The sequence below is a fragment of the Acinetobacter sp. AR2-3 genome (assembly GCF_001878775.1).
GTDB classification, from domain to species: domain Bacteria; phylum Pseudomonadota; class Gammaproteobacteria; order Pseudomonadales; family Moraxellaceae; genus Acinetobacter; species Acinetobacter lwoffii_D.
This window is the reverse complement of sequence record NZ_MJIQ01000021.1, coordinates 26,289-41,695: the sequence shown is the minus strand read 5'-3', so window position 1 is coordinate 41,695 and position 15,407 is coordinate 26,289. Positions and strand designations below refer to the sequence as shown.

Sequence of the window (15,407 nt, the reverse complement as noted above, 5' to 3'; positions counted from 1 at the left end):
ACAGTGATAATTCGAATTAAAAAATAGGCAGCCCAAGGTTGGGCTACAGGAGAGTAATTATGGATGAGGTACAAGTAGATCGTATTCTACAAAATCCAAAATTCAAGGAAATGGTCCGCAAGAAAAGTATGCTCAGCTGGACGTTGACCGGCATTATGCTATTTGTCTATGTGGGTTTCATGTTGCTGGTTGGTTACAACAAAGAATTTCTATTGTCTTCAATTTCAGGTGGTGTGACCACGTGGGGTATTCCACTTGGTCTAGGTATCATTGTCCTGTCGTTTATCTTGTGTGGTGTGTATTCCTACATTGCCAATAACAAACTTGATCAATTGACTGAAGAAGCAATCCGTGAAGTCGAAGCGATTGCGCATGAAAAAGGACACCACTAAGATGAAATGGAATTCTCTTATTGCCCTGGCGACCACGATAGTGGCTTCAGGCGTTGCATTCGCTGGTCCTGATCTGGGTGCAGCAGAACAGCAGGCGACCAACTGGCACGCGATTATCATGTTTGTGATTTTCGTAGGTGCTACGCTGTTTATTACCAAATGGGCAGCAAAACAAACCACCAATACCAAAGACTTCTATACTGCCGGTGGCGGTATTTCCGGTTTCCAGAATGGCCTGGCGATTGCCGGTGACTATATGTCAGCTGCATCGTTCCTGGGTATTTCCGCGATGGTATTCCTGTCCGGTTTTGATGGCTTGCTGTATTCACTGGGTTTCATGGTGGGCTGGCCGATTGTATTGTTCCTGGTGGCAGAACGTCTGCGTAACCTGGGTAAATACAACCTGTCAGACGTAGTGTCTTTCCGCTTGCAGGAAAAACCGGTACGTACCTTGGCTGCTCTAAGTTCACTGGTTGTGGTCGCGTTCTATCTGATTGCACAGATGGTGGGTGCAGGTCAGCTGATCAAACTTCTATTCGGTCTGAACTATAACATTGCAGTCGTGATCGTTGGCTTGTTGATGATGGCCTACGTGATGTTCGGCGGTATGTTGGCAACCACTTGGGTACAGATCATCAAGGCGGTGATGTTGCTGTCTGGTGCGACCTTTATGGCATTTATGGTCATGAAAGGCGTGGGCTTCAGCTTTACCAACATGTTTGAGCAGGCGATTGGTGTTTATTCAAAAGTGCATGACTTGAGCCTGGCAGATGCGACCAAGATCATGGGTCCGGGTAGTCTGGCGTCTAATCCGATTGATGCGATTTCTTTAGGTCTGGCATTGATGTTTGGTACCGCAGGTCTGCCACATATCCTGATGCGTTTCTTCACGGTAAAAGATGCCAAAGAAGCGCGTAAATCAGTCGTAGTTGCTACAGGTTTTATTGGTTATTTCTACCTATTAACCTTCATCATTGGTTTCGGTGCGATTCTATATGTATCGAACAACCCGCAATTCCTTGATGTTGCGAAAATGGCTGTGACTGGCAAGCTGGAGCTGGTGGGTGGTAATAACATGGCGGCGGTGCACCTGTCTGATGCAGTCGGTGGTGACCTGTTCATGGGCTTTATTTCTGCAGTTGCATTTGCCACGATTCTTGCAGTGGTTGCAGGTTTGACCCTGTCAGGTGCTTCAGCAATTTCGCATGACTTGTATGCCAACGTGTTGAAGAAAGGCCAAACCACGCCTGAATCGGAACTACGTATGTCTAAGATTGCGACTTTAGGTCTTGCGATCTTCGCGATGATTCTCGGGATTCTGTTCGAGAAACAAAACGTAGCCTTCATGGTCGGTCTGGCATTCTCGGTTGCGGCATGTGCCAACTTCCCGGTACTAGTATTGTCTATGTTCTGGAAAGGTTTGACGACACGTGGTGCAGTTATTGGTGGTGTTGCCGGTCTGGTAACCGCAGTAACCTTGATTGTGCTGTCTAAAGCAGTATGGGTCGATACTTTGGGTATTTCTGATACGCCAGTGAACCCGTTCAATGGTCCTGCAATCTTCGCGATGCCATTGTCATTCTTGTGCTGCTGGTTGTTCTCTGTGACGGATAATTCGGCACAGGCTCAGGCAGAACGCAAAGCCTTTGATGCGCAGTTTGTACGCTCACAAACTGGTATTGGTATCTCAGGTGCATCGGATCACTAAGATCTGCGCTACGCTAAAAAAGCCCCGTCAGGGGCTTTTTTTATGGAGATATCATCAAGTTTTTTCTTTAGTATAAACGCCGTATTGAATTGAGCTGGCTGGATTTGTGCAGTGTTATTTCAGTAATTTTCATACAAATCGCATATCTGCAAGCTGCTTTGAGCATGCTATGTTAAAAGCGGCTAACCATAACAATGTGTTCCCTACATGAAGATAGTGACAAGAAGAGCAACAAGAAGGGCATTATGAAGCAATCTCTGCAGCAGTTCTGGAACAGCTTTACCCATCTGCCTTCGGCATGGCTGTTGTGCCTGCAATTGCTGATCTTGATCTTGTCGGTATTGAGTTATGAAAGCGTGTCTTATCGGGCGGGAACCTGGGTACTGGGTGTTCTGGTTTTACTGGTGATTGCCAGAGTCATTCGCCAGACTCCGATGTTTACCATTTTAGGACTCAGCTTTGTCGCCGGCGCGATTTTCTTCTCCTCCCTGATTGTGCTGGGGCTGCATTATACCTGGATCCATGTCACCGCCAACCTGTTTGAAGCTGGTGCTTATTTCAGTGCAGCCTATGGCCTGCTGCGTTATATGTTTCATGACCGTTATCTGACCAAGGATGAACTTTTTGCCGCTGGGGCGGTCTTTACCTTGCTAGCCTGGGGCTTTGCCTTCCTTTACAGTATCTGCCAGCTCTTGGTGCCGTACAGCTTTTCAGACTCCGATCTGCAAGCCTATCAACCCTGGCTGGATCTGATTTTTCTCAGCTTCAGTGTACAGTCTGCAACAGGACTGTCCGATATCATGCCGGTCAGTCCGGTCGCACGGATGTTAGCGATTATTCAGATGTTTGTCGGGGTGATGTATCTGGCACTGATTGTATCCCGCTTAATTGCCTTGCAATATATCGCACGTCTACCGCATAAAAAGAACGTGAAAAATAGAGAAAACCCGCCTGAGTAATGACGCTCATCCTTTTATTGTATTGGTTACAGTAACTTAACGGCTTTATTTTGTGTCACATCCTAAAATAGCAGGAGATCTAGCTTCCATAGATTGAATCTGTCTGATCATTTTGACCTTACCAATAATTATTTGACGCTGTTTGTCGATCCAATTTCTAAAAAATGGAGGATGTATGCCTTCCACAAAACCATCCTGGTTTGCCAATATCAATCCAAATGTTTTTATCAGTACTGTCGCCATTATTGCGATATTTTTAGCGTTGGTCGTATTTGCACCCGATACTTTTTCAGTTCTCACCCAGCAAATGAACCAGTGGATTACCACCTCCTTTAGCTGGTTCTATGTATTGTCGGTGGCGATATTTCTCATCCTTCTGGTTTATATTGCCCTGTCGGATATGGGCAAAATCAAACTGGGGCCCGACCATAGCCAGCCGAAATATAGCAGTGCCTCCTGGTTCGCGATGTTATTCACCGCAGGGATGGGGATTGGCCTGATGTTCTTTGGCGTGGCCGAACCGGTGATGCATTATGTCACGCCACCTGCCGGTGAACCTGAAACCGTGCTGGCTGCACAACAATCTATGCGGGTCACCTTTTTTCACTGGGGCTTACATGCCTGGGCTATTTATACGCTTGTTGGCCTATCCTTGGCTTATTTTGCTTATCGGCATCAATTGCCTTTAAAAATCCGTTCGGCCTTGTATCCACTGATTGGTCAAAAGATCTATGGTCCGATTGGAGATGGCGTCGATACCTTCGCCACCATTGGTACGGTATTTGGTGTCGCCACCACGCTTGGTTTCGGGGTGACCCAAATCAATTCAGGTTTGAACTATTTGTTTGGCATTGAACAGGCACCCAGTACTCAGGTCATTTTGATTATTGTGGTCAGTGCCATGGCGGCGACTTCCGTATTTTTTGGATTAGACAAAGGAATTAAACGTTTATCTGAACTAAATTTGGTACTTGCACTGCTGTTGCTGATTTTTGTCTTTGTGGCAGGTCCGAGTATTTACCTGTTACAGACCACTATTCAGAATGCCGGACAGTATGTTTCAAATCTGTTTAGCATGACCTTTAATCTGTATGCCTATCAGCCAAGTGGCTGGATTGGCGGTTGGACCATCATGTACTGGGCTTGGTGGATTTCCTGGTCACCATTTGTTGGGATGTTTATTGCCCGGGTCTCGGAAGGGCGTAGTATTCGTGAATTTATCGTGGGTGTATTGCTGATTCCGACCGGATTTACCCTGATCTGGATGGGCTTTATGGGCAATGCCGCACTGTACAGCATTATGCATGAAGCCAATACTAACTTGCTAGAAGCAGTTCAGCGTGATTCATCTGTGGCTCTATTCGAATTTTTAGCTAATCTACCCTTCAGTTCAGTGACCAGTATCATTGCGACTTTACTGGTGATGCTGTTCTTTGTAACTTCTGCCGATTCAGGGGCATTGGTGACTGATTATCTGACAGCGAAAAGTGATAATTCGCCGACCTGGCAGCGTCTGTTCTGGACAGTGCTCATGGCTTTATTGGCTATCATCCTATTACTGGCGGGTGGCTTAGAGGCTTTGCAATCGGCCACGATCATGAGCGCCTTGCCATTTACATTTATTATGCTGCTGATGTGTTGGGGATTAATCAAAGCCTTACATCTGGATGTTACCAAAATGCATGCGCTGCAAGCCGCACGGATTACCCCGCGTGCGATCCAGAATCCGCGCAGCTGGCAACAGCGATTAGGCCTGATTATGCATTATCCGCACACTCAGGAAGAGGTGCAGCAGTATATTCACAATACAGTGAATAAGGCATTTCTCAGCTTTCAAAGTGAATTGAAACGGCGCCGATTACACGTGGTGATTAGCCCGCTAGAAGACGGTATACAGCTCCGTGTTGATCATCAGGATGAAATTAATTTTATCTATCAGGTCAATGCCACCCAGACTTTAAGTCCAAGCTTTATGTCTGAACTGGAGAATGCGAGCGTAGATTCCTATCAGGCAGAAGTCTTTTTAAGAGAAGGTGGGCAGGGTTATGATGTGATGGAGTGGACGCAAGAAGATCTATTGCAGGACATCATTGACCAATATGAACGTCATTTGCACTTCTTAAGTCTGGTACGTACACCTGAGTAAACGAAGTCATAAAACAATAAAAAAGGACGCAATATGCGTCCTTTTTTCTTTTCAGCATCTAATCAGAAATTAGAAACGGAATTTGGCATTTACACCAATCGTTTGTGTATCCAGTGCTTGGCCTTCAGCATTTGCATTTACATAAGATGCGCCAACTGCAACAGCAGGAGTGATGAAGTAGTTTACGTTCGCGCCCCAAGCTTTGTCTGGAGAATCAGCAAAGCTAGATTCCATATAAGATGCGCCAACGCTTAACTGTGGGTTAAGGAAAAGAGTTGTACCTAAGTTGTAGGCAGTATCTTCACCATAAACCAGGCCACTTTCAAAACCAATTGACATGTTAGTACCGTCAATCGCGCCTACATATTTAGTGCGGGCAGTGATTGCGTCTTGGTCTTCATTGATTGTGCCAGATTCAAGAGCAGCTTTAGCAACACCGTTGTTAAACATGTTGAAAGCATCATAAGAAGTTTGGTCAGCAACGCTGGTATAACCCACAGCAACCAAGAAGTTAGGGATTAGTAATGCACCCAGTTCTAATGCATAGCGGTCACCATTGTCATCAGTTTCAAGTGCATTTTTGCTGTCATTAATGGTGTGGTTATAAGATGCACTTGCATAAGCAGGAACAAATTTAGTCGGGATATATGCTTCAGCTTTAGCACCATATGTATGAGAAACGATGTCTAGACCCGCTTCATCATATTCGCCATAGTTATATGCTAAAGAAACATTAGATGCTTGGTTTAAAAAAGCAGCTTCAGCTAAAGGACCTTTAGAAGCATCAACATTGTTGAAGTAGTAAGTACCTTGAACCGCACCAGTGAAGTTCTGTTCATTCGCAGTGTTGTCGATGAACTCTGACTGACCTTGAACTTCAAATTGATATGCTTGAGCACCGGTCATGGCTAATAATAAAGCAGTGGCTAAACCGAGTTTTTTCATGATATTTACCGTTTTGTTACAAGATGTGTACAACTTTAGAACATATTGTATTGTAACAATTTATTAAGTCAATCTAATTCAAAATCGCTATTTTTTTAAGCTAAATCATTGTATTAATTTTGTGTAAAATTCAAGTATTAGGCTCGGAAGCCATTTTAGATAAAAAATCTTGTATAACAAAAAGCTAGACTTTAAATATAGAGTTGGGATTAAAGATTAAGGAGAAATTGTGTGGCTATTTAAATCACTTAATACGATTAAATTTCATATGTTTATCTATTAAAACAATTAAAAATAAGTGAGCTAATTCATAAATTTGTCAAGAAGTGCAAGGTGTCTGGCGCCTCATGTCTTGATTGGATTGCTTGATTTTAGAGCATCATCAGCTTGGGCTTTAGAGTGGATGTCTGTTTTTTGAGCTAAATGGGCATGATTTATAATCTTGACTGAAGCAATCGGCTTTACATTTTTAGGGGAATTTTACATAATATGAAAATCAAGTTAGAGTTCACACTTTCAGAGTGATTTAGCCTGATTCTCCACAATTTTTTGTTTTATCGCCCAGCTTTCCCCAAGGTTGGGCTTTTTTTTGTCCAGCATTTTTTATTTCGGATCATTCCGTTTCTGAAAAACCTTTAATTAAAAAAGATGATAAGAAGAAATATTATAATAATTTTAAGCACCAAAATAGTGCATATTAAAAAGTAAAAATAGAGGTCTAAAATTCAATAGCTAAAAAAAACCCCGATTTTCATAGAAAATCGGGGTTTTTTCGCCAAAATTTGCGGGTAAACTAAAATATCTGCTGAGGAATAATTTAACTCGCCCTAATGCGGTGCATTATGCACCTATTTGTTGCAGGTGTAAATAGTGCAGAAAGCAAGTTTTTATATTTTTTTAGCTGCTTAAATTCCCTTTTTTTTTATAAGACTTTATAGAGAGCTGTGGTCACGAAACCCTGCATTAACATTTCAAATAAACCAACTTAAGTATCTGAAAAATAATAGATGATAAAAATTCATTAAAAACATAAGTGAAGTAGGGCTAAAGGCTTTAAGACCATCCTGTTTTATTTGTATAATAATCAATCTATTTAGCTTTGCTTGTCATATTGGGGCGTAATACAACAGCATGAATACCTTACGCTCTGAGTGGATCAGTAAACGTTTGTACTGGTCGATGTCGATTATTATTTTATGTTTACTTTGCATCTGTATTCCCTTAATTGTGAGTAGCAGTCAAAGTTATTTAAAATCCAGACAAACCTATCAACAATTGAATGCATTACAGCAGGTCGCTGATCTGGCAAATAAAATTTCGCGTGAGCGTGCGCCTGCCAATAAGGCCATGTCGAGTTCGGTGCAGGAATTTGCCCAGCATCAGCAAGAGCTAATCAGCTACCGTCGACAGGTGGATCAGCAGCTCTACCAGACGGCTGATGTCTTGACGGAGGTCGGTTTTAACAACCTGAGTCAGCAACTTTCACAGCTTGAAATCAGCCTGAAAAAAGGACGTGCACAGGTTGATGCTTATACCCGGATGCCACGTCAGCAACGTAGTGCACAAGAACTTGATCAGGCGATTCTGGCCATGTTTGCTGCCTGGGAAAATTGTCGTGAACTTTTACGTGACGTGGCGGTGGCTTCAGATAGCTCATCGACCCCTCTGAATAACTATATTAGCCAGATTTTATTTTTATCTGATTTACGTGACCAGGCGGGGCGGGTGGCCTCATCTATCATGGCGCATGTGGCTTTTGAAGCGCCGCTTCCCACTGAAAATATTACCCGCTCTTTACAGACCCAACATCAGGTGCGTTATTTGTGGGCCTTGATTGATACCATTCAACCTGCTCAAGATAAAACAGAGGAATTCATCCGTTTACATCGACGGGTAGAAACCGAGTTTATTCAGCAGGGCTTACCGATTGTGAGTGAGCTGATCAGTGACAGTCTGGAACAACGTGACTACCGTTTGAGCGGAACAGAGCTGACTGAAGCGATCGTAGATAAATTTGCGACTGTGGTAGACCTGCAAACTTATCTGCTGCAATACAGCAGAGATGCCGCTATTCAAGAAATGAACAGCAATATGCAGCGTTTGATCTGGAGCGTGTTGGTATCGCTGATTTCATTACTCACCGCGATTTCCACCATGGTCTTTGCACGCAAACAGGTATTTTTGCCACTGATTCAGGCACGCCGCATGTTGTTGAGTTTGTCTAAAAACTCGGGTCGTCAGAAAGTTGATATGCGGTTGCGTGAAGTGAATCATTCGGATTCCTTATTCGCTGCCATTCAGAAATTGCAACAGATGTTGCAAGAACGTGATGCGCTAGAGTTCCGTTTAAAGAATATTGCCCATTCCGATTCTTTGACCGGATTATCCAACCGTTTCGCGCTAGAAGAATATATTCGTTTTATGGAAAATCAGCCGGGTCAATTGAGCCAAACCTGTTTGATGATTATTGATATTGATCATTTTAAACAGGTGAATGATCAATATGGGCATATTATTGGCGATCAGGTGATTCAGCTGGTGGCCGAGCGTTTAAAGGCCAATGTCCGTGCTACAGATTTGCTGGTACGTTATGGGGGCGATGAATTTCTGGTGCTGATTGAAAATATCCAGATGCAGCAGGCATTGATTTTGGCCGATAACATTCGGGCTGAAGTGGCTGAGCGTCATATTGTGACTGCAGCAGGAGACGAGATTCAGATTTCAGTCAGTATCGGGGTTGCCATTGGTGCCATGTCCTGGATGGCTTTATTGTCAAATGCAGATGATGCGTTGTTTGCAGCAAAGGCCAAAGGACGTAATGCGGTGGCAGAAGTTTAAATGGTATAAGCGTGTGACTTAAAATTAAAAAATAATTTCGAGATGTAGTTTTTATAAAACATCATCAGTGCCATTTATTCAAATAAATAAAAAAATTATAAAATTTCAGGAGTATTTAAAATGAGTAAAAATTGCATTTTCTGTCAAATCGTCAAGGGTGAAATACCCTGTCATTTGATTGATGAAAATCATAAGTTTATGGCTTTTCTGACTATCTTTCCCAATACTTTGGGCGCGACTGTCGTCATCCCAAAACAGCATTATTCGAGCTACGCATTCGAACTGGATGATCAGGTTCTGACAGATCTGATGCTATATACCAAACAAGTGGCCTTAAAGCTGGATCATTATTTTGAGGATGTGGGCAGAACAGGGATGATTTTTGAAGGTTTTGGTGTCGATCATGTGCATGCCAAATTATTTCCGATGCATCAGACCCAAGGCCTGCATGAGAATTGGCAACCCGTGAATTCTTCAATCGATAAATATTTCGATGCCTATGAAGGTTATATTTCATCGCATGATGCGCAAAGAGCAGATGATCAAGAACTGGCACAATTGGCTGAAGCAATTCGTTTAATAGAATAGTGAGAAATAAAAAAACGGTGAATGAATCACCGTTTTATCATACTTATTGGATGGATAAAATCGCCCCTACCCCTAAGTCCTATATGACGTCAGATAAAGAAGAAAAATCTCTCCTTTTTCAAAGGAGGGTTGGGGAGGATTTAAAAAAAATTACTTCAACAACGGCTTCAAGAATTTACCCGTATGTGACGCTTTCACTTTCACAACCTGTTCAGGCGTACCTTCCGCAACAATCATACCACCACCTGAACCACCTTCAGGACCTAAGTCCACGACCCAGTCAGCAGTTTTAATCACGTCCAGATTATGCTCAATGACCACGATGGTATTGCCCTTGTCACGGAGCTGATGCAGGATATCCAGCAGTTTGGCAATATCATGGAAATGCAGACCCGTGGTCGGTTCATCCAGAATATATAGGGTTTGACCAGTATCGCGTTTGGCCAGTTCACGTGCCAGTTTGACACGCTGTGCTTCACCACCAGAAAGAGTGGTCGCAGACTGACCCAGACGGATATAACCCAAACCGACCTGATGTAATGTTTCCAGACGACGGTGAATCACCGGAATCGCATCGAAGAAATGCATGGCATCTTCAACGGTCATCTGCAAGACATCGGAAATATTCTTGCCCTTATAGTTTACTTCCAGCGTTTCACGATTATAGCGTTTGCCATGACAGGCATCACATGGCACATACATATCCGGTAGGAAGTGCATCGCTACCTTGATCATGCCGTCACCTTCACAGGCTTCACAGCGGCCACCTTTCACGTTAAACGAGAAACGACCGGCAGCATAACCGCGTGCCTTGGCTTCTTGCGTCTGTGAAAACAGTTCACGAATCGGGGTAAATAGGCCGGTATAAGTCGCCGGATTGGAACGCGGGGTACGTCCAATCGGACTCTGGTCAATATCCACCACTTTGTCGAGGAACTGTAAACCATCAATCGATTCAAACTTTTCCGAAGTTAAAGTGGTGGCACCATTGAGCTGGGTCGCCGCCAAAGGTAACAAAGTCCGGTTAATCAAGGTCGATTTACCTGAACCGGACACCCCGGTAACACAGGTCATAATACCTAAAGGAATGGTCAGATCGACTTTTTTCAGGTTATGCCCGGATGCTCCCATCAGCTTGATCTGTTCTTTAGGCTTAGGCGGTTGAATCCGTTTTTTCGGCACTTCAATTTTTAATTTTCCGGATAAATATTTTCCGGTCAGCGAGTCCGGATTGGCCAGAATTTCATCATACGTTCCTTCGGCAATCACATGCCCACCATGCACACCGGCACCCGGACCGATATCAATAATATGATCGGCGGCACGAATCGCATCTTCATCATGCTCGACCACCAGCACGGTATTGCCCAGATCACGCAGACGGATCAAGGTCTGTAATAGACGGTCGTTATCACGTTGATGCAAACCAATTGACGGCTCATCCAGCACATACATCACGCCCATCAAACCGGCACCGATCTGTGAAGCCAGACGAATTCGCTGTGCTTCACCGCCCGAAAGGGTTTCGGCAGAACGGGACAGACTCAGATAATTCAGGCCAACCGATACCAGAAAATGTAGACGTTCACGGATTTCCTTGAAAATCTTGTCGGCGATTTCACCGCGTGCACCTTCCAGATGAATGCCCTGATAATAACTTTCAGCATCGCCGATCGACATGCGGGTAATGTCAGCAATGGTCTTGTCCAGAATTTTCACATTACGCGAAATTTCATTCAGACGTGAACCATCACAGGCATCACAGGCAGCATTGGATAAATACTGCGCCAGATCATCACGCACATAATTACTTTCAGTTTCACGATAACGGCGTTCCAGATGCGGCAAAATCCCTTCAAAAGGAATGACCCGATTATGACATCGGCCACGTTCATCGATATAGCTCAGATCAATTTTTTCTTTGCCAGTGCCGTAGAGAAATTTCTTCTTGGTGTCGGCATCCAGTTCATTCCATGGAGTTTCCAGAGAAAAACCAAAATGCTCGGCGACTTTCTGGATCATGCTGTAATAGTAAGGACGCTGACGGTCCCAACCACGAATCGCGCCTTGGCTAACGCTGACCTCAGGATTAGGAATCAGTTTGTCGGCACTGAAATGGCTGCGGGTCCCTAGACCATCACAGACCGGACAGGCACCAAAAGGATTGTTGAATGAAAACAGGCGTGGTTCCAGTTCAGCCACTGCACGGTCACATTCCGGGCAGGAGTGTTTGGCTGAAAACACACGATCGTTATGCTCGCCCTTCATCCAGGATAAAATCGCGATATCACCACCTAAACGTAGCGCGGTTTCAAAACTTTCTGCAATGCGGTTACCTAAGTCATCACGGACTTTAAAACGGTCCACCACCACTTCAATGGTATGTTTTTTCTTTTTGTCCAGTTCAGGTGGCGGATCAATTTCCATGATCTCGCCATCGACGCGGGCGCGGACGAAACCCTGGCTTTGTAGCTGTTCAAACAGCGCCGTATATTCACCTTTACGTTCACGCACCACCGGTGCTAATAGTAAAAGAGCAGTGCCTTCTTCTAATGCTTTGACTGCATCGACCATTTCAGTAACCGTTTGTGCCACCATCGGCAGATCATGTTCAGGACAGAACGGTGTACCGACACGCGCATACAGCAGGCGTAAATAGTCATAAATTTCGGTAATGGTACCCACGGTCGAACGCGGGTTATGACTGGTAGATTTCTGTTCGATGGCAATCGCTGGACTCAAGCCTTCAATAGAATCCACTTCCGGTTTTTCCATCTGGGAGAGGAACTGGCGGGCATAGGCAGACAGCGATTCCACATAACGGCGCTGACCTTCGGCATATAAGGTATCAAAGGCAAGCGAGGACTTTCCTGAACCAGACAGTCCCGTAATCACCACAAACTTGTCGCGTGGTATATCAAGGTTCACATTTTTCAGGTTATGGGTACGTGCGCCTCGAATACGGATGTGGCTTTGGCTCATGCAAGGATCCTAGAATATTCATCAAAAACCCTTATATGATACCGGATGAAAAATGTTCAAGTGCAAATAAAAGTATTTTAAACGTCAAGTTATGTCGGTGATTGGTCAATTCATCACAACATTAAGAAACACAACAGCAGATCATTTAAATATTCACAATCATCATGTACAAGGTAAATACTTAACAAGCCGCTGCATAACGGCGTTCAAAGATCGACTCAATCTCTTCAAAACAGCGGTCACGTAGCACATCATGATGCAGACGTGCATAAAAATTGACTTCATTTTCCAGAATGTGCAGAAAGTCCTCATAGTCTTTTCGGAAAAAATCCAGGTCGAGCAAATCGTTACGGCGTGCCTGATGACAGCGATACTTTTCAATAAATTTCAGCAGATGTTTCTGGATATGCGTGTTGGTATGGTAAATCAGATAAGTGGCTGCCGAACCACAATCTAGACAGCCTTGTTCCAGATAGATTTCTTCATTGTTGAACCAGCAACATTGCAGGGTAAAAAATGCCCGAATCGCTTCGGTGCCTAAAGTGTCCATATTGTCTGCCTCTTTCCGGGATTGAATTTATTAATTGATAATTATTCTCAATTATTGTGCGGCAATTTTGGGCTTATAGCTAGGTCTAGCGTAGTGGCCCGTTCTATCCTTGTTTTTTTCAGACTAAGCCGTTTTTATGATCGGTTTATGACAGTAGAAATTTTTTTAAACGGCTATAACCAAAAAGCCCTGTCTTAAACAGGGCTTTTTTTATTCGTCCGTCTTATTCATCCAGACCAGGCCACTGGCGTTGCTCAAAGGCACTATGCCAGAATAACCATTCCAGACGGGCAGCATGCGTATAAGCTGCATGCATTTTTTCCAGTGTATCTGCATCGACACGCGCCGCAACACGGTCAACGGTTGCAATCACATTCCGTACCGCAGTGTGGAATTCCTCTCCTGAATAGGTATCCACCCAGGCTTGATACGGATTATTCAGCGCAGAGTTGTCGACAATATCTTTGCCAACTTCGGCATAAATCCAGAAACAAGGCAGCAACGAGGCCAGCACCACCGGGTAGCTTTCTGACCAGGCGGTCGAAGTCAGATAAGAAGTATAGTGGTGACACGCCAGAGTCAGCGGGGTATTTTCAAACTGCTCTTTGCTAATGCCAAAATCCTGCATAAAGCCATCATGCAGGCTACGTTCCACCACAATCGCTATTTTGGCTGCCTCGGCAAACTGGATTACATCGTCCGCTTCAAAAGCTTTGGCGGCACACACGGCCAGTGCACGACCATAGGCGAGTAAATAATGCGCATCCTGAATCACATAATGACTAAAGGCTTCACGGCTTAAAGTACCTTGCGCCAGTTGCTGATTAAAGGGCAAGGCCAGGGTCTTCTGATAAAGTCCGAGATTACGTTGCCATACCTCTTGTGAAAAACTCATGCTGAAAATCCTTCGCAGTTCAAGTTAAACCATGCGGCACTATAGCAAAGATCGGGCTGTTTAAAAGATCGGCAAATTCTAAAAACAGAAAATAAGATAAAACAGCTCAGGAAGTGCTTTGGTTTATGCGCTAAAAGTTTCATAATTAGCTTAACTTTTCCTATTCGTATAGCTGCTCTCTCGCAGCCATACATTTATTTAATTTATCCAAGGTCGTTGTGTATGTTGAAACATTTTGGTTTCTCGATTGCATTTTCGATCGTGTGTCTTGGTTTATCTGCGTATTGGGGTTATACCCATGGTCCGGACGCAGGCCTGCAAACCATGCTCACAGCGCTGACCATTACCGCTATTCTGGCGATTATGGAAGTGTCGTTGTCCTTTGATAACGCGGTTGTCAATGCCTCAGTCCTACGGGGTTGGGATCATTTCTGGAAAATGCTGTTCCTGACAGTCGGTATTCTGATTGCAGTTTTCGGGATGCGTTTGATCTTCCCAGTGGTCATTGTTGCAGTGACTGCAGACCTGGACTTTATGGAAGTGGTACGTCTGGCCCTGAATGATCCGAAAGAATATTCAGCACGTTTAATGGCACATCATCCTGAGATTGCTGCTTTTGGTGGTGCTTTTCTGTTGATGGTATTCCTGAACTTCTTCCTGGATGAAGAAAAAGACACGCATTGGTTCAGACGGGTGGAACGCCGTCTGTCCAATCTGGCCAATGTACCGGCGATGTCGGTGTTTATCGCACTGGTAGCCTTGTTAATTATGGCAGCCAATGTCGATGAAGCTAAGCGTCTGGCAGTGACTATGGCGGGGATCTGGGGCATCGTGATTTATATCGGTGTGCAGGTTCTGAGCCATATGCTCGGTGGTGAACCGGAAGTCGATGAAGAAGGCAATGCCATTCGTCATGATGAAAATGGCGTACCGACGGGTGTAGTGAAAGCCGGTATTGGTGGTTTCCTCTATCTAGAAGTCCTGGATGCCTCTTTCAGTTTTGATGGCGTGATCGGTGCCTTTGCGATTACCTCAGACGTGGTCATCATCATGCTGGGTCTGGCAATTGGTGCGATCTTTGTCCGTTCAATGACGATTTATCTGGTTGAGCAGGGCACATTGGATGCTTATATCTACCTGGAACATGGTGCGCATTATGCCATCGGTGCACTGGCTTTCATTATGATTGCCAGCGGAACCGGTCTGCATGTGCCAGAAGTGGTAACCGGTCTGATCGGTGTAGCCTTTATTGTTTGGGCAGTATTTGCCTCGATTCAATACAAAAAGCGTCAGGCGGCTTTAGACAAATAAAGCGCTGTTCCTGAATAAAAAGCGTAGCTCCGGCTGCGCTTTTTTGTTTTTAGATTGGCATCATCTTTATTTCAAATAAAATTCATGTCTTAT

General features: G+C 44.3%; 11 protein-coding genes. 7 read left to right on the top strand and 4 right to left on the bottom strand.

Going from position 1 to position 15,407, the window contains the following annotated elements; all coding sequences use genetic code 11:
* Positions 1-59: 59 nt before the first annotated feature.
* The 4 genes from BFN00_RS01575 to BFN00_RS01560 all read left to right on the top strand — a co-directional run bounded on the left by BFN00_RS01575 (position 60) and on the right by BFN00_RS01560 (position 5,205).
* A complete protein-coding gene (locus BFN00_RS01575; RefSeq protein ID WP_004281374.1) occupies positions 60-392 on the top strand; it encodes a DUF485 domain-containing protein in 333 nt (110 codons plus the stop codon).
* A gap of 1 nt (position 393) precedes the next feature.
* Complete coding sequence (locus tag BFN00_RS01570) at positions 394-2,100, top strand: cation acetate symporter (protein ID WP_082180539.1); 1,707 nt, start codon at positions 394-396, stop codon at positions 2,098-2,100.
* Between the two features lie 245 nt (positions 2,101-2,345).
* A complete protein-coding gene (locus tag BFN00_RS01565) occupies positions 2,346-3,059 on the top strand; it encodes an ion channel (RefSeq protein WP_071850256.1) in 714 nt (237 codons plus the stop codon).
* 175 nt (positions 3,060-3,234) lie between these two features.
* A complete protein-coding gene (locus BFN00_RS01560; RefSeq protein WP_071850255.1) occupies positions 3,235-5,205 on the top strand; it encodes a glycine betaine transporter in 1,971 nt (656 codons plus the stop codon).
* Positions 5,206-5,274: 69 nt separating this feature from the next.
* Here BFN00_RS01560 and omp33-36 read toward each other — a convergent pair whose 3' ends face one another.
* The gene (omp33-36, locus tag BFN00_RS01555; RefSeq protein ID WP_071850254.1) at positions 5,275-6,150 is read right to left on the bottom strand and encodes a porin Omp33-36; all 876 of its coding nucleotides are present in this window, start codon (positions 6,148-6,150) and stop codon (positions 5,275-5,277) included.
* A 1,131-nt stretch (positions 6,151-7,281) separates the two neighbouring features.
* On the opposite strand from omp33-36, the gene BFN00_RS01550 reads away from it, so the two are divergent.
* Positions 7,282-8,988 carry a GGDEF domain-containing protein gene (locus BFN00_RS01550; RefSeq protein ID WP_071850253.1) on the top strand — a complete coding sequence of 569 codons (1,707 nt, stop codon included), beginning with the start codon at positions 7,282-7,284 and terminating at the stop codon, positions 8,986-8,988.
* A gap of 120 nt (positions 8,989-9,108) precedes the next feature.
* Positions 9,109-9,576, top strand: a complete 468-nt coding sequence (locus tag BFN00_RS01545) for an HIT family protein (RefSeq protein WP_071850252.1) — start codon at positions 9,109-9,111, stop codon at positions 9,574-9,576.
* 150 nt (positions 9,577-9,726) lie between these two features.
* On the opposite strand, the gene uvrA is transcribed toward BFN00_RS01545, so the two are convergent.
* The 3 genes from uvrA to tenA form a co-directional block, all read right to left on the bottom strand.
* Complete coding sequence (gene uvrA / locus BFN00_RS01540) at positions 9,727-12,558, bottom strand: excinuclease ABC subunit UvrA (protein ID WP_071850251.1); 2,832 nt, start codon at positions 12,556-12,558, stop codon at positions 9,727-9,729.
* A gap of 181 nt (positions 12,559-12,739) precedes the next feature.
* A complete protein-coding gene (locus tag BFN00_RS01535; protein ID WP_004281385.1) occupies positions 12,740-13,108 on the bottom strand; it encodes a hypothetical protein in 369 nt (122 codons plus the stop codon).
* Positions 13,109-13,331: 223 nt separating this feature from the next.
* Positions 13,332-14,003: a thiaminase II gene (tenA, locus tag BFN00_RS01530; protein WP_071850250.1), complete on the bottom strand. Its 672-nt coding sequence runs from the start codon at positions 14,001-14,003 to the stop codon at positions 13,332-13,334.
* A gap of 222 nt (positions 14,004-14,225) precedes the next feature.
* Here tenA and BFN00_RS01525 point away from each other — a divergent pair, with 222 nt between their 5' ends.
* Positions 14,226-15,314: a DUF475 domain-containing protein gene (locus tag BFN00_RS01525; protein WP_071850249.1), complete on the top strand. Its 1,089-nt coding sequence runs from the start codon at positions 14,226-14,228 to the stop codon at positions 15,312-15,314.
* Positions 15,315-15,407: the final 93 nt, after the last annotated feature.